This is a genomic window from Paenibacillus residui (assembly GCF_042677205.1).
GTDB classification, from domain to species: Bacteria; Bacillota; Bacilli; order Paenibacillales; family NBRC-103111; genus Paenibacillus_L; species Paenibacillus_L residui.
In genome coordinates, this window is record NZ_JBHTIU010000107.1 from 36,745 (window position 1) to 59,781 (window position 23,037).

Here is a 23,037-nt window from a genome sequence, read left to right on the forward strand (position 1 = left end):
GGTCCCAAATAAATGTAGAACTGTGATTATTCAGGTGGGTTTTGATTTGAGTGGATAAAATAGGATTATTTTGCATTTAATTTAAATATCAGGTTGCGGGGCTTCTCGCAAAGTAACCGTTTTGTGGGGGATTTCAAGGCTCCGATAGGAGCTTTGTATAACAAGCTTACCGCAAAACGCGCACCTATCCGGTGCGCGTCGCGGCGCTGTGTAGCGCGTTGGTCAGATTCCTATGCTTATCTTGGTTCGCACACGCTGCGCGCATGCCCTGCCTATTATCGTCCAGTAGGTTCAGGCTTACGGTCCCATGCAGCAGAAGACCTGACCAAGGGATCAATTTGTTCTACTCCTCCAGCTTTTTGTACTGGCTCGGATCTCCGGCCTTCAGCGGCTCCGAGGTAGTCACGTGGCCAAGCAGCGATTCCTCTTTCTCGCCTTCAATCAGAATCTGGGTGGAATCATAGCCGAACTGCTTCATAATCATCGTGATTTGCTCCAGCAGGAACATTTCGCCACCCGATCCGAGATTGGCGTTCTTAAGCTCCTTGGAGAAGCTCACCTGGGCGACTCCGTTCTCTTCCTTCACGTACTCCACCAGCACGCCGGGAGGAACGAGATTGCCCAATTTCTCGTTCTTCGGACCGCTGATCCACGATTCCAGAGCGGCCAAAGGCAGATTGGCTTCTTCCTCGGCTTCGATTTCCCGGTCAACCGCGAAGTTTTCCATCAAATCCTTATCCGAGAAATACAGAGTGACGGTCTTCTTGACGACTTTTTTATCTTCGTTATTGTCCTTTGGATTCGGCGCGATATTCGATTCGTTGTTCTCTCCAGGTTTAGCGGGCTGTTGGCTTGGCGGCGGTGCCGCATTATTAGGAGCCGGGGTATTTTTCCCCTGGGCGCACCCCGTTGTGATGACAGCCGCACAAGCGGCCACGAGCATTAGCTTCGTCCAATTCTTTTTCTTTATCATGAATGGTTCCCTCCTTTTGTAATGACAGCTTCAGTATAAGATGAGATTGTATCACGGGAATGGCGGTTAAGTAACAGTTTTGTTACGGAAGATCATCGCTATGCAGGTTCCTTGACCGGGACGCGACATTACTTGGATGTCTCCTCCATGCATGTCCACCATTTGCTTGACGATCGTCAGCCCCAAGCCGCTTCCTTCCTGGGCCCATATTCCCGCTTCCGGGGAGCGGTAGAAGGGCTCGAAGATTTTGGGCAGATCCTCCTCGGCAATCCCTATTCCCTGATCGCAAACACGGCATTCCGTCCTGGCGGCATCGACCCGCTTCAAGGCAACGGTTATTTCACTGTCGGCCAGCGAGTAGCGGAGCGCGTTGGATACGACGTTGTCCAACCCGCGGTAGAACAATTCCTCATCTACATTCAGCGCGGAGCCGTCCTCCCATTGAAAGGTCAACCGGATTGCCTTCTGGTCGGCGACGAATTGAAAATGCCCCCGAATATGCTCCTCCAGCTCCTGTCCTCCCAGCCGGACCCGGTTGAGCGGACGGTCCCACATCCGGTTGACATCCAGCATGCTCTCAACGATGTGCTTCATCTTGCCGATCTGCACCTCCAAGTCATGCAGGAACTCCCGGTGAGTTTCCTCCTCTTCGCGGACATGCGGCAGGTTCTCGCATATGAGCTGCATAGTGGCCAGAGGAGTCTTGAGCTCATGGGAGGAGGAGCTCATGAACTGCTGCTGTCTCTGATCGTAGCGGTTCAATTGGCTGACCATCTCGCCGATTTCCGCGCCCAGCTCTCCAATTTCATCCCGGCGTCCGTAAGTGGGCTGGAAGACCCTTTTTTGCGGAGTGATTTTTTTCATTTGTTCAATTAGAGAACGAATCGGTTTCGTAAACCATGAAGCCACCAGGTAGCAGATAAAAAAGAAGACGGTCAATGCTGCCAATATAATGCCGATAACTTGGATTCTGAAGGCCCGGATGTCTTCATACAGAAAATCGACGTTGTTCACCATTAGCAAATAACCGAGTTCCGGCCTGTCCGGCTCCATTTCCAACAAAGTGTACTGAACATATCCGTAGGACGATGTCGGAACGAACAAACCCGTGGGCAGGTTCGCCCCGTTCTTCAAAATTTCCAAGGTAAGCGGCGAATGCTCGGGAAGCTCCCGGAAGCTGTCGAACCAGACGGTCCGGTCGTTATGCAGCACGAACAGCCGCATGTCCAACTGCCTACTGTAGAAGTCCAGATACCCTTCGGTGCGTTCGGGAAATCTCGGCAGCGTTCCCCGGAGCTTATCGACCACGGCGTATCCTTGCGAAATGACCAGCTGCTTCTGACCTTCCAGCATACGGGCTTCATAAGCTTTAATTATGAAAATGTAAAGAATCAGGCTGACGGCAACCATCAGCACGGAGAAGGTGATCCACAGCCGCGCATGCAGCTTCATCCTTCACCACCAAACCGGTAGCCCATGCCCCGCACGGCGTGCAAATATTTTTTGCCGGTCAGCTCGGTAATTTTCTTGCGCAGCCTGCTGACGTTGACATCAACGGTGCGGTCGCTGAAGCCGGTTGTCATCCCCCAGATTTGCTCGAACAGCATCTCCCGGCTGTAGACATTCTCCGGGTGCCGCATCATGGATTCCAACAGCTTGTATTCATTGGCTGTCAGCGGGGTGCTCTTTCCTCTGTACCGAAGCAGAAGCCGGGCTTTATCCAATTGCAAGTCCTCGTATTCCACCGTATTGTCCGGGGAGGCGGCAGGCTGGGCCTGGTGACGGCGCAGCAGCGCATGAATTCGTGCAAGCAGCTCGCGCTGATGGAACGGCTTGGTGACGTAATCATCGGCTCCCACCTCCAGGCCGACGACCTTGTCCATAATCTCTTCCTTCGCCGTAATCATCATGATGGGCACATTGGATTGCTTCCGCACCGTCTTGCACAGCTCGAGCCCATCCATTCTGGGCAGAGTCCAATCGAGCAGCAGCAGATCATAACTGGCCTGCTGAAACATATCCAGACCGGTTTGCCCATCATAAGCGATATCAATTTGATAGCCTTCCTTCTCCAGAAAGAAGGCAATGTTTTTGGCCATCACTTTTTCATCTTCGACGAGCAGTATTCGGCTCATTCTATCAGCCCCCTTGATATACGGTCATTAAATACCAGTTTCGAATCCGTTTGAAAGGAAAGGCGGTCATCTCCGTTTGGAGCTCGCAATATAAGGTTACCACAAGTCTTGGCAAAGAGGAAAAGGCCAAATTCCCTCTCACGACCGGTAAATCATCGGTATTCGGATGAGAAGAGCATGGAGCGGGCCAAGCCTGTTGGGGCATAAAACCGGCAGCTATGCTGGAGGACAGGGGGACATCCTGAACGGATGAACGGACCATCCCGACAGAAATGTGAATAGATTGTGAATTAATGCACAAACTGCTCTGAAATGTGAAAAAAATCACACACAAACTGTTAAATGTGTAGTAAAGTAAAGTCAAGGAGATAACCTCCCCCGCCAAACTATAAAACGAAAGAGCATCGCGAGGAATTTTGTGAAATAATTCACTAATCGAATCGCCACTCGATTACGGGAGGAATCTCAATATATAAAGAGGAGTTGAGAGGTTATGATTAAATGGTTGAGAGAAAACAGATATGCTGCAGTAGCTTTGCTCCTGCTGAGGGTATATGTCGGGTGGCAGTGGATGAGCGCCGGCTGGGGCAAAATCTTCGGCGATAAGCCATTCGATGCAGGCGGATACCTTCAGGGAGCCATAGCTAATCCCGTTGCTGACAAGGCTACTCAAGAACTGGTTTATCCGACATACATGGCCTTCATCGAGAAGTTCGCCTTGCCGAACGTGAAACTGTTTAACTTCATGATCCCCTGGGGCGAATTTCTGGTAGGATTGGGATTAATCCTCGGGGCATTAACGACAGCGGCCGCATTCTTCGGACTCTTGATGAACTTCATGTTCCTCTTCGCGGGAACGATATCGACTAACCCCTGGATGGTTCTCCTGGGAGGTCTGGTCTTCATAGCCGGGGCCAATGCCGGCAAGCTGGGAGCAGATTACTACCTTCTTCCGTATATGCGCAACTGGTTTAACAAATGGCGCAACAAAGGCCGGCCGGGTGATGCGGCGGAAGGGCAGAACAGAGAACCCGCACATGCTTAAGCTTACTTCGTAATCCATTCGGATTCATCTTATATTCCCCTAGCCCTTCGCTTCCCTGCTTGATCGGGGAAGCGCCTTTTTTATTCGGCACACTTCCCCTTCCCGAAGCCGACTCGGCGTAATCCCCCTTATTTGCTCCTAATCAAGCGTAAAATTACCCCTCTTTCAAAGCGGCACTGCTTTAATTATAATTCGCCTTAAACTACTAATCCTATGGGGGCATGGTAATTATGGGCAGCGGAGATCGGATGGAATGGCTGGATCGCGGTTGGGTATTAGCCAAAGCAGAGGCTGCATTGGAAGCCCAGCCCAGATTTATTACGGATGCGCAAGCGCCGATGAGCGAAGGCGGGATCCACGATTATTATTCCAATGGGGATTACTGGTGGCCTAACCCGGATACCCCGGATGGGCTGCCTTATGTGCGCAGGGATGGCGAATCGAACCCGGGGAGCTTTAACGAACACCGGGAAATTATGCGCAGCCTGAGGACGAATGTTGCCCACTTGGCCGCCGGGTATGCCGTCAGCGGGAAAGAAGCTTATGCGGACAAAGCCGTGTCGCTCCTTAATTCGTTCTTTCTCGCCGAAGAAACGCGCATGAATCCCCACCTGCTCTATGCGCAGGCCATTCCCGGAATTTGTTCGGGAAGAGGCATCGGAATTATCGATACTTTGCATTTGATCGAGGTGCCCGTCGCTATAGAATGTCTCAGCGGCTCTTCTTATATGACCCCTGAGATTATGGCGGGCTTACAGGGCTGGTTCCGGGATTATTTGCGTTGGATGCTGACTCACCCTTATGGGATAGAGGAGCGGGATACAGACAATAATCACAGCGTTTGCTGGCATGTTCAGGCCGCGGTTTTTGCAAGATTTGTCGGAGAGGAAGAGGTGCTAAATTTCTGCAGGAGTCAGTACAAGAAGGTGCTGCTTCCCGATCAAATGGCGGCGGACGGCAGCTTCCCCCGCGAATTGCAGCGAACGAAGCCATACGGATATTCGATTTTTGTTCTCGACAATATGATTACGCTGTGCCATGTTCTGTCTACTCCGGAAGACTGTCTATGGGATTACGAACTGAAGGACGGGAGAGGAATCCGCAGAGGACTGGATTATTTGTATCCTTATATGGCAGACAAAGCAAGCTGGCCCTATCCGCCCGATATAGAGCATGATCAAGGCTGGCCCGCGGCGGTCTCCGGACTGCTATTCGCGGGAGTGGCATTGGCGGAGCCGGCATACATTAAGCTGTGGCGTTCTTTAGACCCGGATCCCGTCGATCCGGAGGTCCGCAGAAATATGGCCATTCGTCAACCTTTGCTCTGGCTTTAAACGTTCGGGCTGCCATTGCCGCCATCGGCATTCCCGGCCATTTCATTGATGATAAAATCATTCGACAGCATGAGATAACATCAATGGTCGGAGCCATCCTGCACAATTCGGTACGAAATCGCTATACGGAGGAAATGGTTCCGGCGATTCATACGCCCTGCATTCAGACGGGGGGAGGTCACTCGGCAAGGAGAGACCGGGCAGATTTTGGGTGAGCGGATTTTGCAAGAATGTCACTCGTCCCGATTAAAACGGCGGTACTGCTCGGGGGTGAGCCCCACTGACTTGAAGAACGCCCGGTAAAACTGGCTTGTGCACGAAAAGCCGAGGCTTGCGCTGATATGAGTCACCGTAGCGGACGTTTGCCTAAGCCGCTTTTTGGCTTCTTCCACCCTCAACTGCAAAATATATTGGTAAGGCGTTATTCCGGCGGACTGTTTGAAGGTACGGATGAAATGAAACCGGCTCTGCAAAGCGATGGAAGCCAATGTATCGATAGCTATCGGATTCGTATAATGCTCTTGGATGTATTCGAAGACTCCGGCCAGATGCGGATCGGCAGACCGTCGGGGGGAAGCCCCTGCCGGGGAGGGCGAATTCGCTTTGAAGGTTCTCCACAGGTAATGAAGCACTTCCGCCTCTGTCGCTGCCGGATTCCGACCGTCGACCATACATAGGGCCGTGGTCCAGGAGCGGAAGCGGTCCGCCACTTCCCCGGGATCGAACTGCTGCTCGGGAGAGATTTCCGTAATCTTGCCGTCGCAACGGCTGGCTAGCAAGTCCTCGCGGATTTTGATAATGATGACCCCGTCTTTGGCCCCAATATGGAAATGGTGTTCGTCCATCGGACGTTGGAGAAGGCTCGCACCCGGCTGCAGCCGATAGGTTTGATTATACTGCGTCAGAACACAGGTGCCGCGAATCGGGACCGTTATTTGATACCAGCCCTCATGGGTATGGGGCGTATTGACGAATTCCTCATCGTATCGGATCAATTCCAGACGCTCCGTCGTGATTTCCATCTTCATCTTTACTCACCTTCTAACATTATAGCAAATGTTGCCCGGGGGAATTAGCAATTTTCACGTCGACAACGTTCCGCAGCTTTTTTAAGATGGTTTATAATAAAAAAAGCTCCTAACGGAACCTCTTCGAAGATGAATAACCCGGTTTTAAAGGTAGCTTTTTATGCCAATTAGAAAGTTGTTCCATTTAGATGCTTTAATGAACTAAACTTTCTAATGTGGTAAAAAACATGACGGCTTGCCGCCAAGAGGACGGCTGCCGGATATTATGTCTGAAATGAGGCTGCAGCGAGTGGAAAATGTAATCGATATGCAAGGAGTTTATTGGAAGAAAGGAAACCGCATGCTGCTGAACAACGTCAGCTGGACGGTCCGGCCCAAGGAGCATTGGGCTATGCTCGGCTTGAACGGTTCTGGGAAAACGACGATACTAAATATGATTAACGGCTATATTTGGCCGACCCAAGGAACGGTGTCGGTGTTAGGCCGCCGCTTCGGGACCGTGGATTTGCGCGAGCTTCGCCAATCGATCGGCTGGGTCAGCTCCTCCCTGCAGGAGAGGCTGTACAGAAGCGACAAGGCGCAGCATGTGGTCATCAGCGGGAAGTATGCAACAATCGGCCTGTATCAACGCCTGTCGGACGAAGAACTGGGGCGCGCGGAGGAATTGATGAAGGCTCTGGGATGTTATCATCTGTGGGACCGGGAATTCATGACTTGCTCCCAGGGCGAGAAGCAGAAGGTGCTGATTGCGCGGGCGCTGATGGCCGATCCGAAAATATTGATTCTGGACGAGCCGTGCAACGGGTTGGATTTGTTTTCGCGGGAGAAGCTGCTGGACAGCATTCAGGAGCTGTCACAGAAGGAAGATACTCCTACTCTCATTTATGTCACTCATCATACGGAAGAAATTGTGCCGGCGTTTAATCACGCCCTGCTCCTCAGACGGGGGGAGGTCATTCAGCAAGGAGAGACCGGGCAGATTCTGAATGAGCGGACTTTGAGCGAATTTTTCGAAACACCGGTGACGGTGGAGAACCATCGACAGCGGGTATATCTCCGGGTGGCTGAAATGGGCGGGGAGTAGTATCATTTGCCCCGCTTTGCAGCGCTGATGGATTTGGCTGCGCGTTTCCCGTTTCGATATTCCCGAAAAGCAGGGGATTGTTTAATTCTTGCCAAACATGATACAATTTAATAGATTAATAGTCATATTGAAGCGGAACCGTTTCCGCTCTTATTTTTTATAATATACCGGTCAGGAGGATTTGCCAGCATGACACAGAAATCGAAGATGCGAAGCGATATGATCAAGAAGGGCTTCGACCGCGCTCCGCACCGCAGCTTGCTGCGTGCCGCAGGAGTCAAGGAAGAAGACTTCGACAAGCCGTTTATCGCAGTATGTAACTCATACGTGGATATTATTCCCGGACACGTTCATCTCCAGGAATTTGGTAAAATCGTCAAGGAAGCTATCCGCGAAGCGGGCGGTGTTCCGTTCGAATTCAATACGATCGGTGTAGACGACGGAATTGCCATGGGCCATATCGGAATGCGCTATTCGCTTCCGAGCCGTGAAATCATTGCCGACTCGCTGGAAACCGTGGTGGCGGCTCACTGGTTTGACGGGATGGTTTGTATCCCCAACTGTGACAAGATTACTCCTGGAATGATGATGGGAGCTCTGCGCGTCAATATTCCAACCGTGTTCGTCAGCGGCGGACCGATGAAGGCCGGGAAGGACAAGAACGGCCGCTCCATTTCGCTATCCTCCGTATTTGAGGGCGTTGGAGCTTACCAAGCGGGTAAAATCGATGAGAAAGGCTTGGAAGAGCTGGAGCAGTATGGCTGTCCGACCTGCGGTTCCTGTTCGGGAATGTTCACCGCCAATTCGATGAACTGCCTCGCAGAAGGTTTGGGACTGGCGCTTCCGGGCAACGGAACAATCCTGGCCGTGGACGAAGCGCGCAAGGAATTTGTCAAGCGCTCGGCCAAGCAGTTGATGGAGCTCATCGAGAAGGACATCAAGCCGCGTGATATTGTTACGCTGGAAGCTATTGATAACGCCTTTGCCCTGGATATGGCGATGGGTGGTTCTACGAATACGGTGCTCCATACATTGGCGCTTGCTCATGAAGCAGGCTTTGAATATCCGATCGAACGGATCAATGAAGTGGCCAAGCGGGTGCCTCACCTGGCCAAGATTGCCCCGGCGTCGGATTATCATATCGAGGATGTACACAATGCCGGTGGAGTCAGCGCGATTATCCATGAGCTGCTGAAGAAGCCGGGAGTGCTGAACGGCGAATGCATTACCGTGACGGCCAAGACATTGGCGGAGAATGTGGCCGGATGTGAAATTTTGGATACCGATGTTATCCGTCCGCTGGATAACCCGCACAGTGAGCAGGGGGGATTGGCCGTTCTGTTCGGCAATCTGGCTCCCAATGGCAGCATTATTAAGGTCGGAGCGGTAGATCCGGAGGTTGGTGGACGTCATGTCGGACCTGCGATCTGCTTCGATTCCCAGGAAGAGGCTCTGCACGGCATTGCTAACGGCAAGGTCAAGGAAGGCCATGTTGTAGTCATTCGTTACGAAGGTCCGAAGGGAGGACCGGGAATGCCAGAGATGCTCGCTCCGACTTCGCAAATCGTGGGAATGGGACTGGGCGCCAAGGTCGGTCTGATAACGGACGGCCGCTTCTCTGGAGCTTCCCGCGGGATCAGTATCGGGCATATTTCCCCTGAAGCTGCCGAAGGCGGGCCGATCGCATTCGTCGAAGACGGGGATATTATCGAGCTGGATCTGATCAACCGCAAGATCGAGCTGAAGATCAGCGATGAAGAGATGGAACGCCGTAAAGCGAATTGGAAAGGGTTTGAGCCTAAGGTGAAGACCGGATATTTGGCGAGATATTCCAAGCTCGTGACTTCGGCCAGCACCGGCGGTGTTATGAAAATTTAACTAAGAAAAACGGACGCCTGTCTATTGGAGGCGTCCGTTTCTTATTTTTATCACATAAGGGATCTTAAAGTTCTTAGTCTGGTATAGAACAAAGATCCGTTAGATGCTTTTTTTACTTTTCAGGCTCGTCATGGGTTTCATGATCTTCGGGAAAATTCCGCTGCATGCCTTCATGAAGCTCGCGATTTTCATAGTTGTATGTGTTCGGCGGACGCTGATCCTCTCTCCACGGAGAGCTTTTGCCCAGCGATTCGGTCAGCAAACTGGAGCCGTAAGGGCCTTCGGGAAATTCCTCGGCCGTTAAGTCATTTCTCTGCGATTCCACCGTATCCAAATCGGTATTTTCGGTCCGGTTTTCTTTAACGAAACCTTCTTTCATAGTCCACCTCCGTGATCTTCCGGTTTATTTGGAAGAAGATAAGGTTTATCCTTCCCCTCTTCGAAGGGAACTATGAATGAACACTTCTAAAGATCCGTGAAATGAACATTCCCGATGATTGGCGAGAGAAAAGCTCTCAAATCTTCGCCTTCTTCTTCCGACAGTCCAAATAACCTTTCGAGGCATCCTTCCTCATGGACATCATCCGGCCCGAGAATGGCAGTGACTCCCGATTGAATATCTGTAACGAGCTTCTTCCCGTAGAATCGGTTAGATGAGGTGACCGCCAGATCGAAGCGTCTCATACTTTCCCCGATAAAACAGACAAACCGGGTGGATGTATCCTCCGTTTCGTCATATAAGAAATCCAAGTCTTTGTCGAACATTTCATACCCTCCGTTGTATATAAATAAAATGGGACGCGCTTATTTGATCTTTCTCATCATATCATATAGTACTGAAACCGGGAGCAACAAGCCGGATCCTTCCGCCAGCGGTACATAAGAAGCTAAGGATTGAATGTGCTACGTAAATTGTGCACCAGGAATGTTGAATGGCCAAGGTCGCAGAATTTCAATGCGGTTCCGTGATATAGTATGGATATGGAAGGGCTTCCGAAAATGGATGCAGATTGCAAAAATTAGACTTCCAATCGCATTTCCGGATGATTTTGAAATCGCTCTACAAATGTTGAATCGCAAATTTTAAGGCAGGTTTCTGTGTGTATGAGCCGGTACGCTATCGTTTCTTGGTACCCAGCTTTCTTTTCTTTTTTTCGGCTGGCTTTATGTGCTGATGTTTTTTGCTGTGATTGCTGTTGGTTTGGAGCTGACAAAATAAAGAAACAACAAAATATGAAAAACATTTGAAAGTAAATTAGGTATATTTGTTGACAAATGAAAATAAAAATATGTAATATAGGTACATAACGATAGTAATCGAAAGTGTTCAGACGTAGTGTGACGGATAGAATTTTTGGAGGGATGTCAAGGGAAAGCAGTTAAAATCCATCCTGCCTGAGTCTATGAAAGCGCTTATTTATTTTTCTATTAAGAAAACATTTGTGGAGTGAGAGAATGAAGAAAATTGCGATTGGAAGCGATCATCACGGATTCGAAATGAAAGAGCTTATTATTGCTTACCTGCGTGACAGGCAAATTGAAGCTGCCGATTATGGCTGCTACTCCTGTGAGGAAGTCGATTATCCGGATGTGGCCTTCGCAGTAGCTGACGATATTCGCAAGGGAAAGCTGGAACGCGGAATTTTGATATGCGGAACCGGCATTGGGGTAGCCATTGCGGCTAACAAAGTTCCGGGGATTCGGGCGGCGCAATGTCACGATACCTATTCGGCGGAGCGCGCGAGGAAGAGCAATAATGCCCAGATTATGACGATGGGAGCCAAAGTGATTGGCCCGGAGACCGCTCTTAAAATTGTGGAAGCCTGGATAGATTCAGAGTTTCAACGAGGAAATTCGGAACGAAAGGTAAATAAGATAATGGAACAGGAACAGCACTATCTAAGGAGTGGTGATGATGAAAAAGCTGATGAATCAACCCAATTCGGTTGTTGATGAAATGATTGAGGGCTATGAGGCCGCCTATCCGCAATACGTGAAGATCCTTCCGCAGAACAAGCGGTCGGTTGTTAGTGTGGATACGGTTCGTCCCGGCAAGGTGGGAGTCGTCATCGGGGGCGGATCGGGCCATGAGCCCGCGTTTATGGGTGTGATCGGCAAAGGCTTCGTGGATGGCGTGCCTGTCGGCAACGTTTTTGCTTCACCTCCTCCGGACCCGATTCTTGAAGTGACCAAAGCCGTCGATGGAGGCGCGGGAGTTATCTATATGTACGGCAATTATGCCGGGGATTGCATGAATTTCGATATGGCCGCGGAGCTGGCCGCCATGGAAGGGATTCGGGTGGAAACCGTACTGGTGACGGACGATGTGGCATCCGCACCGAAGAGCGATATCGATCGTCGGCGGGGGATTGCCGGAGGCTTTCTGGTATTCAAATCGGCGGGGGCTGCGGCCGATAAGGGTTATTCGCTCGATGAGGTCGTCCGGGTAGCGCGCAAAGCGAACGACCAGACGCGTACCATGGGGGTGGCTCTGTCCCCCTGCTCGGTTCCGCAAACCGGCAAGCCCAGCTTTGTATTGGCCGATGATGAAATGGAAATCGGTCTGGGTATTCATGGAGAGCCGGGGGTGGAGAGAGGAAAGCTGAAAACCGCCGATGAAGTGGCGGACGCTCTGCTGGACCGGATTTTTGATGACATGCCGCTCACACCGGATGATCGGGTGGCTGTGCTGGTCAACGGGCTTGGCTCGACGACTTACATGGAACAATTCATCATGTACCGCCGGGTGGCTGCGAGGCTGGCTAATCTGGGAGTTAAAGTCCACCGCTCCTTTGTCGGTGAATTCGTCACGTCTCTTGAGATGGGCGGCTGCTCCATCACGATTATGAAGCTCGATGACGAGCTGGCGGAAATGATCGACCATCCCGTAGACACCCCAATGTATGTGCAGAAGTAAGGAGGATATGCGATGAAGCTGACTATTTCCGATTTTAAACAAATTTTTATCTATATTGCCGAACAAATTGAAGCGAGGAAAGACGAGTTATCCGAGCTGGATCGCGCGGTCGGGGACGGGGATCACGGGGTAACGATGTCCATCGGCTGGCAGGCCATTGTCGATAAGCTGAATTCTTATGAAGGAGACGATTTCGCTGCGCTCTGCAAGGACATGGCGATGTCGTTCCTCAACGCGGTAGGCTCTTCCGTAGGTCCGCTGTATGCGACTGCATTCTTAAGGGGAGGCATGGCTCTGCAGGGGAAGGCGGAATTGGACGAAGAGGATGTTGTGCAGTTCTGGCTTAAAGCGGTAAACGGGATCCAGGAAAGAGGCAAAGCGCAGGTAGGCGACAAGACGATGATGGATACCTGGATTCCGGCGATGCAAGCGCTTGAACAGGAGAGGGGCAAGGGCGGAGATTTGCTGGCAAGCCTGGAGGCCGCAGTAACGGCTGGAGAGAAGGGAATGAACTCTACGGCTGAGATGCTGTCGCAGAAAGGGCGTTCCAGCCGTCTGGGCGAGCGTTCCGTCGGACATCTGGACCCCGGCTCGGTTTCTGCTTATATCATATTGTCGTCCTTCCTGGAGGCCCTCAGGAAGCTTGGCTAAGGAATAGCGGGATCAATCGAATCGAAGCCTTGCCAATTCCTCCATGGGGAGAAGGAGTAACGTAATTTTTCAGCGGAATTCTTTTATTAAAATATGAGAAAGTATTCGCCTTATACTTGTTCTTATATTTCATCGGTAAACGCGCCCGTCCTTAAGGACGGCGATAGCCGTTTATCCTTGTTTCATAAAATTTACGGGAGGAAACCAGGTATGTCTAATCATAACAATGCCATTCCGGAAACGATGAGAGCAATTGTAGCCTATGCCCCGGGGGATTACCGGCTGGAGGTTGTGCCTACTCCCAAGCTTGAGAACGATGAGGAGATTATTGTAAAAGTTGAAGCATGCGGAATTTGTGCAGGGGATATTAAGGCGTTCGACGGGGCCCCCAGCTTCTGGGGAGACGATACTCAGCCGGCTTATATTAAAGCTCCGATGATTCCGGGGCATGAGTTTATCGCCCGGGTCGTGGCCAAAGGCGATAAGGTGAAAAATTTCGAAGTCGGCGACCGGATCATATCGGAGCAAATTGTTCCTTGCTGGGATTGCCGTTTCTGCAACCGCGGACAGTACTGGATGTGTGAAAAGCACGATCTGTACGGCTTCCAGAACAACGTTAACGGCGGAATGGCCGAATATATGAAATTTACCAAGGAAGCTCTAAATTACAAGGTCCCTGAGGAGCTGCCGATTGAGCAGGCGATTCTGATCGAGCCCTATGCTTGTTCCCTGCATGCGGTACAGAGGGCGCAAATCCAGCTGGGGGATTTCGTAGTGCTGGCCGGAGCCGGAACGTTGGGTTTGGGTATGGTCGGTGCAGCGAAGAAGGCGGGAGCGCAAACGCTGGTCGTCCTGGATATGATGGATGAGCGGTTGGAACTGGCCAAAAAATTCGGCGCCGATCTCGTAATGAACCCTGCCAAGATGGATGTCGTATCGGAAATCAAGAAAATGACCGACGGCTACGGATGCGATATTTATATCGAAGCTACGGGCCATCCCAAGTCGGTTGAGCAAGGGCTGTCCATGATCAGAAAGCTGGGACGGTTCGTTGAATTCAGCGTGTTCAAGGATCCTGTGACGGTCGATTGGAGCATCATCAGCGACCGTAAGGAGCTGGATGTTCTCGGCTCCCATCTGGGCCCGTACTGCTACCCGCTGGTCATTGAGGGGATCCGGAACGGCGATTTTCCGACCGAAGGGGTAGTCACCCACAAGCTTCCTCTGGAAGATTATCTCCGCGGCTTCGAAATGATGAAGAGCGGCAAGGATTCCTTGAAAATTATTCTGGTTCCTTAAAGCAGGGATTGCAATCTATTAAAAATATAGTATAATATGGATAAATAGCATAAAATTTGGACGGCAGAGGAAGCACCTCTCTTATTGAATGATAAGAGGGGTGCTTTTTTTGTTTGTCCGCAATTCCAAACAAGGGAGGAAATAGGGAATGAATCTGATTTTTTGCAACACTTTGGAGAAGGTGACCGAGGAGAATCGGGTGCGGACAGCCCTCGTATCCATCTATGAGGAGCATGGCGAATGGTCTGTGTTCTGGAATGAGCAGGCAGAGGGGAAAGCCGTAAGGGATGTCTGGTATGAAGGGATGATGTGGGACGAAGCGCTTCAAGGATTCCGTGAAGGATTGGATGGCAAGTTTAAGGAGGGCTTCGTGCCCCTGATCCGGGGAACCGATCTGGGCCGGCGAATGGCGCCGAGAGGCGGCTTCACCCAGATGCTGCATTATTACAGCGAAGCCAACCTGCAGTCGGAGTTGTTTAACACTTTGCGGCAGTGGAGAAGAGAACAGGCCGCGAAGGAGGGGAAGTCGGCGTTCATTATTGCCACCAACCGGATTCTGCAGATGCTGAGCGTCTTTGTTCCGCATAATCTGGACGAACTGAGGCAAATTCCGGGCTTCGGGGAGCAGAGGCTGGCGAGCTACGGACAGCCTTTGCTGGAGCTGCTGCAGCAAGTGCCGCAAAGCACCCCGTTTCCATTGGATTGGGTTAAGGAGAAGGTGGATCCGGAATTATTTGAACAATGGCTGGAGGAGCAGTACCGCAAGAAGGAAACCGCGGGAGAGAAGAAGCGGGAGACGAAACGGGCGCTGCTGGAGGCCATGGAGAAAGGAGTTACGCTGGATCAGATCGCTAGCGAACTGGCGATGGAGCGTCGCGAGCTAATTCTTCTGCTGGAGGAATTGGACCGTGACGGATACGATGTCGGGCCATTCATCGAGATGGAGCTGCAAGCTGTAGCGAAGACGGAACAGAAACAGGCGGAGAAGCTGTTCCGGGATATCGGGCATCGCTATTTGAAGCCGGTCGTGCAGCAATTGTACTCCGAGGACGAATTGAAGCAGAGGGATGTTAGCCAGATCTATGATTGGCTCCGGCTGTACCGTCTCAAATACCGCAGACATGCGGGATAAAGAAACCGCAGGGAAGAAGGAGCTTATACAGCAGTAAGCGGATGCGGAATCGGCAATTAGGCTAAAGGTAGGTTAAAATCGCATTATGCAGTCGATGCCCGGGGTATGAAAGGGAAGGAAACGAACGGGATTTCCGGGGCGGCAGATATAGAAATAGAGGATCGGCTGCCGTTAAGACGCCTCTTGACGGGGGAGTTATTTTGAGCTAGAGTAGATATCAAATGTGCTGAATAATGAATATTTTAAACTCTTATCAAGAGCAGGTGGAGGGACTGGCCCGATGATACCCGGCAACCGACATTCCTATGGACAGGAATGCACGGTGCTAATTCTTGCAGAAGCTTTCGCTTCTGAGAGATGAGAGAGGACAACCTCGCGTTGGTTAAGCCGCCTTTCTCATAAGAGAAGGGCGGCTTTTTAAACGTTGGAGAGCCCCTCTCGCAGTAGCACGTTCGTGTTACCGTTAGCTTTGATCTAATTACGACCAAGGAGGGTTCCCAATGCCGATCAAAATCCCTGATCATTTGCCCGCCAAAGAAATTTTAAGCCAGGAAAACATCTTTGTCATGGGAGAGCAGCAAGCTTTCCACCAAGACATTCGTCCCTTAAAAATTGCGATTCTAAATCTGATGCCGACCAAGGAAACGACGGAGACCCAGATTTTGCGGCTGCTTGCCAATACGCCCCTGCAGGTGGAATTTGTGCTTCTGCATCCGAAATCACATACCTCCAAGAACACATCATTGGAGCATCTGGAAATGTTTTACAAAACATTCGACGACATCAAGCACGAGCAGCTGGACGGAATGATTATTACCGGGGCTCCTGTAGAGCAGTTGGAGTTTGAAGAAGTCAATTATTGGGAAGAGCTGCGTCAAATTATGGATTGGACGAAAGAAAACGTAACGTCGACCTTGCATATCTGTTGGGCTTCCCAAGCCGGCTTGTATCATCATTACGGTATTCCCAAATATAAGCTCGACCGTAAAGTTTTCGGTGTTTTTCCGCACAGGGTTTGTAAACCTAACGTGAAGCTTCTGAGGGGATTCGACGAGGTATTCTATGTCCCCCAATCGAGACATACGGAAGTGAGCCTCGAAGACATTGAACGGGTGGAGGAGCTTGAAATTCTTTCCGTATCCGATGAAGCGGGAATGTATATAACGGCAACGAAAGACGGCAGACAGATATTCGTGACGGGCCATTCGGAATACGACCAGAACACGTTGAAATGGGAGTATGACCGGGATATCCAAAGAGGTATGGACATGGAAATTCCGAAAAATTATTACCCGAATGACGACCCTACCAAGCCTCCGATGGTCACATGGAGAGCCCATGCGAATTTGTTGTTTTCCAATTGGTTGAATTACTATGTTTATCAGGAAACTCCATACGATTGGAAGACGACGAAATTACTGAAGAAGTGAGCCTCTTCTACTGCTCCGGCAGATACAAGTTTCGATCCTGCAATTACAGATGCCACAATCCTGCAGCACAGTCATGAGGATGAAGCAGCGTCAGGCGGACTTGCGTTCCGCCTGTTCTCATGTTCAGGGGCGTAAGAAGGCAGCGATAACGGCCCGCCCATGAAGTACAGTCGATCATCTTCGCAACATTATTACTGGGATTTTTTTACATCAATATCGATGAAATGAATTTAAGCGGAAGGGGATCTTGCTATGAAGATAGAAAGTCGTTTGGCTCAAATAGGTTCGATCTCGGAGCCGGTTACGGGGGCCGTCAGCTTCCCGATTTATAATGCTACAGCCTTCCGGCACCCAAGGCTGGGGGAAAGCACCGGGTTCGATTATTCCCGGACCAAGAATCCGACCCGCACCGTGCTGGAGGAGGCGATCGCCGATCTCGAATCCGGGGATGCCGGCTTTGCTTTCAGCTCCGGTATGGCGGCGCTCCAGACCATTTTTGCGTTGTTTGGACAAGGGGATCATCTGCTTGTGTCGCTGGACTTGTATGGGGGAACCTACAGGCTGATCGAGCAAGTGCTGAACCGGTTTGGCATCACGGCCTCGTACGTCGATACCAATCGGATGGACGAGCTGGAGAAATATCGGACTCCGAAGACGAAAGCGGTATTGATCGAAACGCCGACCAATCCGTTGATGATGATTACGGATCTGCGGGGAGTATCGGAATGGGCGAAACGGAACGGGCTGCTCGTGATCGTCGACAATACTTTGCTGACCCCCTTTTTCCAAAGACCGCTGGAGCTGGGGGCCGATATAGTCATCCACAGCGCCACCAAGTACTTGGGCGGGCATAATGATGTGCTGGCCGGATTGGTCGTAACCAAAGGGAAGGAATTGAGCGAGAAAATCGGCTTCCTGCAAAATTCGATCGGCGCCGTCCTCGGCCCGAACGATTCCTGGCTGCTGATGAGGGGGATGAAGACGCTCGCGCTGCGGATGGAGAGACATCAATTCAATGCTCTGCGAATCGCACAGTTTCTGAGCGAGCATCCTTTGGTCGATGAAGTATATTATCCCGGCCTCGAGAGCCATCCCGATTATGAATTGCAGAACAAACAATCGTCGGGAAACACAGGGATTCTCTCCTTTAAGGTGAAGAAAGCCCGGTATATCGATCCCATCCTGCGTTCGATCCGGTTAATCGCATTCGCCGAAAGCTTGGGCGGAGTCGAGTCGCTGATGACCTTCCCCGCAGTTCAGACCCACGGGGATATTCCGGAGGAGATCCGCAACCGGGTTGGCGTGGACGACCGTTTGCTGAGATTTTCTGTCGGAATCGAGCATATCGATGATCTTATTGCGGACTTGACCCGGGCATTTGAAGCGGCGGCCGCAGAGGAGCAATCCGGAGAAGGAGAGAGGCATTCATGAATAAAGATCGTTTAACGGATAAGCAGAAGACCGCGGAGCCTGAATTTGCTACCCGATTGATTCATTTCGGCTCAGAGCTTTGCAAACAGACCGGTGCGGCCAGCATCCCGATCTATCAGGCATCGACATTCCATCATTTCGATATCCACAACCCTCCCGAGTTCGATTACTCCCGGTCGGGCAATCCGACACGGCAGGTTCTGGAGGAATATATAGCTGCTTTGGAAGGAGGCTGCAGGGGTTTTGCCTTTTCTTCCGGAATGGCCGCCATATCCGCGGCATTTTTCATGCTGTCGGCAGGCGATCATGTTATTTGCACAGAAGACGTATACGGGGGAACCTATCGGCTGCTGACTACGATATTGAACCGCATGAACATCGAGACGACCTTCGTCGATATGACCGATCTGGACCAGGTGAAGGCGGCATTGCGTCCGAACACGAAAGCCGTCTACATCGAAACCCCATCCAATCCGACATTGAAAATTACCGACATACCGGCAGTGGCAACTTGGGCCAAATCCCATGGTCTGCTTACTATGGTGGATAATACTTTCATGACGCCCTATCATCAAAAGCCGGTTGAGCTGGGCGTAGATATCGTCCTGCACAGCGCGACCAAGTTTCTGGGCGGACATAGTGACGTACTGGGCGGATTGGCCGTAGTCGCCAACGAACAGTTGGGCACCGAATTGAAGCAAATTCAGAACGGACTGGGCAATGTTCTGGGGGTTCAGGATTCCTGGCTGCTTATTCGCGGAATGAAGACGCTGCAGGCCAGAATGGAAGCTTCCGAGAGAGGGGCGATCCGCTTGGCCAACTGGCTGACCGGGCGAGCCGATGTCGAGAAGGTTTATTATCCGGGTCTGCCGAATCATCCCGGACGGGACATTCATGAGAAGCAGTCCAGAGGCTACGGAGCGGTCGTATCGTTCGATGTCGGTAGCGGGGATAAGGCCAAGCGGCTGCTGTCGCGAGTCCGGATTCCAATAGTGGCTGTAAGTCTGGGAGCGGTCGAAAGTATTCTGTCGTATCCGGCTATGATGTCCCATGCGGCTATGCCAAGAGAGGTGCGGCTGGAGAGGGGCATTACGGACGGTCTGGTCAGATATTCCGTAGGCCTGGAAGCGGTAGAGGATATAATAACGGATTTGGAACAGGCTCTTGATACCGATTGATCCCTTACGGCGGTGAGCAAATTGACGTTCTGCCATATAGGACGAAAGGTCTGCTTTAAGGAGAAGATTGGGTAAGCGGCAAGAAGCCCTTCTGCGAAAAGTAATGACGTCCGGGACCCCTTTGTGATACGATTAGTGAATGGACGATAGATTAGGAAGGGATGTGGGGACTTTGAGTTCCATAGACCGGATTTTGCAAAAAGCGCTGGACGGTCAGCGGATTGGACTGGAAGAATGCATCGCTCTGTTCGAGTCCGATGAGATTGAAAAAATGGGGCATACGGCAGATCAGATCATGAAGCGCTGGCACCCCGAACCGATTACAACCTTTGTTGTCGGCCGCAATATTAACTATACCAATGTATGTGATGTCTACTGCCGATTTTGTGCGTTTTACCGTCCGCCTGGTTCTGAGGAAGGGTATGTCCTGCCTGATGAAACCATTTTTCAGAAAATCCAGGAAACGATTGATGTTGGCGGAACCGAAATTTTGATGCAGGGCGGGACGAATCCGAATCTGCCCTTCACTTACTATACGGATTTGCTCAAGGCTATCAAGCAGCGATTCGATATCCAGATGCACTCCTTCTCCCCTGCGGAAATCATGAAGATGAAGGAAGTATCCAACGGGCTGACTCTGGAGGAGGTCATCCGCGAGCTGAGAGATGCGGGACTGGATTCCCTTCCGGGAGGCGGAGCCGAGATTCTGGATGACCGTACTCGCCGCAAGATCAGCCGTTTGAAGGGCTCCTGGCGCGACTGGATTGAAGTTATGGAGACCGCACACCGCCTCGGAATGCATACGACGGCTACGATGGTTATCGGGTTCGGGGAATCGATGGAGGAACGGGCCCTGCACCTGATCCGGGTACGGGACTCCCAGGATAAGTGTATCCAGCAGAAGCTGAATACACCTGGATATTTGGCATTCATTCCTTGGACCTTCCAGCCGGAGAATACCCGAATCAAGGCCGAGAAGTCGACTCCGGAGGAGTATCTGAAGACTTTGGCCATCAGCCGGATTACGCTTGATAATATTCCGAATTTCCAATCCTCCTGGGTAACGATGGGGCCGGAGATCGGCAAGCTGTCTCTCCAATATGGCTGTAACGATTTCGGCAGTACCATGATTGAAGAAAATGTAGTCTCTGCGGCCGGTACGACCCATAAGGTGAATATCGGCACCATTCTGAAGCTGATTCGCGAGGCCGGCAAAATACCGGCGCAGCGCAATACTCGCTATGAAATTATAAAAATGTTTGACGAGGCCGATACGGTAGACAAAGATTTCGTCATGCAAAACTAAGGCGCGGCCTGGCCAATACAACGGTCCCGATTACTCGGATATTGATCCGGAATCGGGACTATTTCTTTAGCAGCACGGATTCGATTCTGTGCTGTTCCGTTTTCTTAAGAATCAGGTCCGCGCGGCTGCGAGTAGGCAAAATGTTCTCCATCAGATTGACATAATTGATCTCCCGCCAAACTTGTCTGGCCATCTCCAAGGCCTCCTGCTCGCTCAGATGCGAATACTTGTGAAAATAAGAGTGCTCGTTTTGAAAGGCGGTTTTTCTTAATATTTTGAACCGTTCTATGTACCAGCTCTCAATCCATTCGGTATCCGCGTCCACGTATATCGAGAAATCAAAAAAATCGGACACGAACACGTTAGGTGCACTGGTCACCGTATTGGTCTGCAGAACATTCAATCCTTCCACAATGACGATATCGGGCCGGACCACGACCTGCTTCCGATCCTTCAGGATATCGTATTCCAGATGCGAATAAACCGGGCATTCGACTTCGGCGGCGCCGGATTTGACGGCCGCCAGGAACTGAATCAGCCTGCGGGTGTCATAGCTCTCCGGAAAGCCTTTCTTGTTCATCAGTCCCCGCTGCGTCAGCACTTCATTCGGATATAAAAATCCGTCCGTCGTAACCAATTCGACCCGGGGGCGGGAGGGCCAACACGAAATAAGTCTTTGCAGCAGGCGGGCGGTCGTGCTCTTGCCGACGGCGACGCTGCCCGCTATTCCGATAATAAAAGGCATTTTTTCCGTTTCTCTATGCAAAAATGCGTTCTTGGCATGCCGCATCGTTTGGGCCTGCTGCACGATGAGATTTAACAGATTAGACAGGGGGAGGTAGGCTTCTTTAACCTGATCGGCGGAAAGAGATTCATTGATGCCCTGCAGCTCCTGTATTTCTTCGCCGGTGAGCGATGGTCCGGGGGAGGGACCGTTGTATAATTTTCCCCATTCGGATGCGGTGAAGACGAAATAGCGTGAGTATGGACTTTTCATACAGATCACTCCTGCAGTAGACTGGTATCCGCAAATCTAAAATCAAACTATCCGTAGTCTATCCTGTTGAAGGGAAAAACCTGCCGCTTTTTTCAATCCCTCATTGAACAACCTCTTTTCCCCAACAATTCCAATGTTTACTTCCCGTAAAGTTTAATCGTATATCTGCTTTTCGTCCACCATATACTTAAAAAAGAACTTTCGTTCGGGAAGGAGTGGTTCGGGATGAGGCTGTTTCAATTATATTTGCCGGATATGCCGGACAATCATTATGCCGCCTTGGTTCAAACACTCAAAAAGGAACTGCACAAAATAAATAAATCGGAAAATGTGTATCAACTGAAATATGAAACCGACCGCTTCATGGTTACGGTTCATTGGGTTTCGGGAACGCAAGGCGTTCTTAAACAGGAGTCGCGCAAAATGGCGGGAACGGCCATTGGCCGCGTTCTGGCTGAATATATCGTGGACTGTGAAGAGATTAAGATCATTCGCCGCATTACCCGTTCACAATATCGCTGCAGCCCCGATGAGACCGAAAAAATATGCAGCTACTGCAAAGAGCTTCTTGACGGGACCTTGGATTATTCCCATCCCTTCGATCTCAAGGGCAGGAGAAAAGCGAAGGTATCGGCCATTTTGCAATCCTATTTATGGGAAAATCCGGTTCTTCATCTGGATGGATTCATCCGGTTCAGGCTGGGCGATTATAACCGGGAGCTTGCGGAAGCGGTCGATTACGCCGTGGAAGAAATTATGCTGGACCAGCAATATCAGGATTTTATCGCTCTGCTAAAATATTACGTTTACGCCCAAGACACGATTATCCCTACTGCACATCTAATGCATAAGGGCGGCCATGAATTCCAGCTTCTCAACGAGCATATGAAGCCGATTGATCCCAGGCTGTTTCACTTTAACAAAGGGGAGTCGTTCGATGCCGAGGAAAGCGACGAGGATTTGATTGTGAGCGCGCTTCTGTCGGTATCCCCGCAAAAAATTTATATCCATACCCGGGAGCCGGAACTTCAGGTCATCAAGACGATCCAGCAAATCTTCGAGCATCGGGTCGAATTGTGTACTGTGTTATCTTAAGCTGGACCAGTGGTGGAATTTACTACATTATGCCATTTACTTTCGTGCCGGATCTATAATGATAGTGTAAAATCTCTGTGGGTGTAGGAATTGGAAAAAGCGGATATAGAAAAAGAGCTTCTCC

At 50.9% G+C, this 23,037-nt stretch carries 21 protein-coding genes and 1 riboswitch; of the genes, 14 read left to right on the plus strand and 7 right to left on the minus strand.

Translation table 11 applies throughout. The features are described 5' to 3' along the window. Nucleotides 1-343: 343 nt before the first annotated feature. The 3 genes from ACFQ03_RS24930 to ACFQ03_RS24940 all read right to left on the minus strand — a co-directional run bounded on the left by ACFQ03_RS24930 (nt 344) and on the right by ACFQ03_RS24940 (nt 3,108). Nucleotides 344-973 carry a GerMN domain-containing protein gene (locus ACFQ03_RS24930; RefSeq protein WP_144941405.1) on the minus strand — a complete coding sequence of 210 codons (630 nt, stop codon included), beginning with the start codon at nt 971-973 and terminating at the stop codon, nt 344-346. A gap of 66 nt (nt 974-1,039) precedes the next feature. Further along, complete coding sequence (locus ACFQ03_RS24935; protein WP_379291716.1) at nt 1,040-2,425, minus strand: sensor histidine kinase; 1,386 nt, start codon at nt 2,423-2,425, stop codon at nt 1,040-1,042. Further along, nucleotides 2,422-3,108, minus strand: coding sequence for a response regulator transcription factor (locus tag ACFQ03_RS24940; protein ID WP_144941409.1), 687 nt, complete (start codon nt 3,106-3,108; stop codon nt 2,422-2,424). Before ACFQ03_RS24940 ends, ACFQ03_RS24935 begins: the two co-directional genes overlap by 4 nt. Before the next feature lie 493 nt (nt 3,109-3,601). Here ACFQ03_RS24940 and ACFQ03_RS24945 point away from each other — a divergent pair, with 493 nt between their 5' ends. Continuing rightward, nucleotides 3,602-4,153, plus strand: a complete 552-nt coding sequence (locus tag ACFQ03_RS24945) for a DoxX family protein (RefSeq protein ID WP_144941411.1) — start codon at nt 3,602-3,604, stop codon at nt 4,151-4,153. Between the two features lie 230 nt (nt 4,154-4,383). Further along, complete coding sequence (locus ACFQ03_RS24950; RefSeq protein ID WP_379291719.1) at nt 4,384-5,487, plus strand: alginate lyase family protein; 1,104 nt, start codon at nt 4,384-4,386, stop codon at nt 5,485-5,487. A gap of 233 nt (nt 5,488-5,720) precedes the next feature. Here the strand turns inward: ACFQ03_RS24950 and ACFQ03_RS24955 are convergent, their stop codons facing one another. Then, nucleotides 5,721-6,515: a helix-turn-helix domain-containing protein gene (locus ACFQ03_RS24955; protein WP_379291721.1), complete on the minus strand. Its 795-nt coding sequence runs from the start codon at nt 6,513-6,515 to the stop codon at nt 5,721-5,723. A 289-nt stretch (nt 6,516-6,804) separates the two neighbouring features. On the opposite strand from ACFQ03_RS24955, the gene ACFQ03_RS24960 reads away from it, so the two are divergent. After that, the gene (locus ACFQ03_RS24960; RefSeq protein ID WP_379291723.1) at nt 6,805-7,599 is read left to right on the plus strand and encodes an ABC transporter ATP-binding protein; all 795 of its coding nucleotides are present in this window, start codon (nt 6,805-6,807) and stop codon (nt 7,597-7,599) included. Nucleotides 7,600-7,788: 189 nt separating this feature from the next. Next, on the plus strand, nt 7,789-9,477 hold the full coding sequence (gene ilvD / locus ACFQ03_RS24965; protein WP_144941417.1) for a dihydroxy-acid dehydratase: 1,689 nt from the start codon (nt 7,789-7,791) through the stop codon (nt 9,475-9,477). A 112-nt stretch (nt 9,478-9,589) separates the two neighbouring features. On the opposite strand, the gene ACFQ03_RS24970 is transcribed toward ilvD, so the two are convergent. Both ACFQ03_RS24970 and ACFQ03_RS24975 read right to left on the minus strand, forming a co-directional pair. Then, nucleotides 9,590-9,856, minus strand: a complete 267-nt coding sequence (locus ACFQ03_RS24970) for a hypothetical protein (protein ID WP_379291726.1) — start codon at nt 9,854-9,856, stop codon at nt 9,590-9,592. 86 nt (nt 9,857-9,942) lie between these two features. Further along, entirely contained in the window at nt 9,943-10,242 is a 300-nt protein-coding gene (locus ACFQ03_RS24975) for a DUF3055 domain-containing protein (RefSeq protein WP_379291728.1), read from the minus strand. Between the two features lie 690 nt (nt 10,243-10,932). Here ACFQ03_RS24975 and rpiB point away from each other — a divergent pair. The 9 genes from rpiB (at nt 10,933) to mqnC (ending at nt 20,821) form a co-directional block, all read left to right on the plus strand. Beyond that, nucleotides 10,933-11,430, plus strand: a complete 498-nt coding sequence (gene rpiB / locus ACFQ03_RS24980) for a ribose 5-phosphate isomerase B (RefSeq protein WP_144941588.1) — start codon at nt 10,933-10,935, stop codon at nt 11,428-11,430. Further along, on the plus strand, nt 11,393-12,394 hold the full coding sequence (locus ACFQ03_RS24985; RefSeq protein ID WP_379291730.1) for a dihydroxyacetone kinase subunit DhaK: 1,002 nt from the start codon (nt 11,393-11,395) through the stop codon (nt 12,392-12,394). Before rpiB ends, ACFQ03_RS24985 begins: the two co-directional genes overlap by 38 nt. Nucleotides 12,395-12,406: 12 nt before the next feature. After that, complete coding sequence (gene dhaL / locus ACFQ03_RS24990) at nt 12,407-13,045, plus strand: dihydroxyacetone kinase subunit DhaL (RefSeq protein ID WP_379291732.1); 639 nt, start codon at nt 12,407-12,409, stop codon at nt 13,043-13,045. Between the two features lie 210 nt (nt 13,046-13,255). Next, complete coding sequence (locus ACFQ03_RS24995; RefSeq protein WP_144941582.1) at nt 13,256-14,344, plus strand: MDR/zinc-dependent alcohol dehydrogenase-like family protein; 1,089 nt, start codon at nt 13,256-13,258, stop codon at nt 14,342-14,344. 148 nt (nt 14,345-14,492) lie between these two features. Continuing rightward, nucleotides 14,493-15,476, plus strand: coding sequence for an HRDC domain-containing protein (locus ACFQ03_RS25000; RefSeq protein WP_379291735.1), 984 nt, complete (start codon nt 14,493-14,495; stop codon nt 15,474-15,476). Nucleotides 15,477-15,723: 247 nt separating this feature from the next. Next, nucleotides 15,724-15,840, plus strand: a riboswitch (SAM riboswitch). A 136-nt stretch (nt 15,841-15,976) separates the two neighbouring features. Then, complete coding sequence (metA, locus tag ACFQ03_RS25005; protein ID WP_144941578.1) at nt 15,977-16,906, plus strand: homoserine O-acetyltransferase MetA; 930 nt, start codon at nt 15,977-15,979, stop codon at nt 16,904-16,906. Nucleotides 16,907-17,158: 252 nt separating this feature from the next. Continuing rightward, complete coding sequence (locus ACFQ03_RS25010) at nt 17,159-18,337, plus strand: aminotransferase class I/II-fold pyridoxal phosphate-dependent enzyme (RefSeq protein WP_144941576.1); 1,179 nt, start codon at nt 17,159-17,161, stop codon at nt 18,335-18,337. Next, nucleotides 18,334-19,515 (plus strand): trans-sulfuration enzyme family protein, encoded by a 1,182-nt coding sequence (locus tag ACFQ03_RS25015; protein WP_379291738.1) that lies wholly within the window; start codon nt 18,334-18,336, stop codon nt 19,513-19,515. The genes ACFQ03_RS25010 and ACFQ03_RS25015 overlap by 4 nt, the downstream gene beginning before the upstream one ends. Nucleotides 19,516-19,687: 172 nt before the next feature. Next, complete coding sequence (gene mqnC / locus ACFQ03_RS25020; RefSeq protein WP_144941572.1) at nt 19,688-20,821, plus strand: cyclic dehypoxanthinyl futalosine synthase; 1,134 nt, start codon at nt 19,688-19,690, stop codon at nt 20,819-20,821. 58 nt (nt 20,822-20,879) lie between these two features. Here the strand turns inward: mqnC and coaA are convergent, their stop codons facing one another. Next, entirely contained in the window at nt 20,880-21,818 is a 939-nt protein-coding gene (gene coaA / locus ACFQ03_RS25025) for a type I pantothenate kinase (protein WP_379291741.1), read from the minus strand. Between the two features lie 225 nt (nt 21,819-22,043). Here coaA and ACFQ03_RS25030 point away from each other — a divergent pair, with 225 nt between their 5' ends. Then, entirely contained in the window at nt 22,044-22,913 is an 870-nt protein-coding gene (locus ACFQ03_RS25030; RefSeq protein WP_379291743.1) for a putative sporulation protein YtxC, read from the plus strand. The last annotated feature ends 124 nt before the right edge of the window (nt 22,914-23,037 follow it).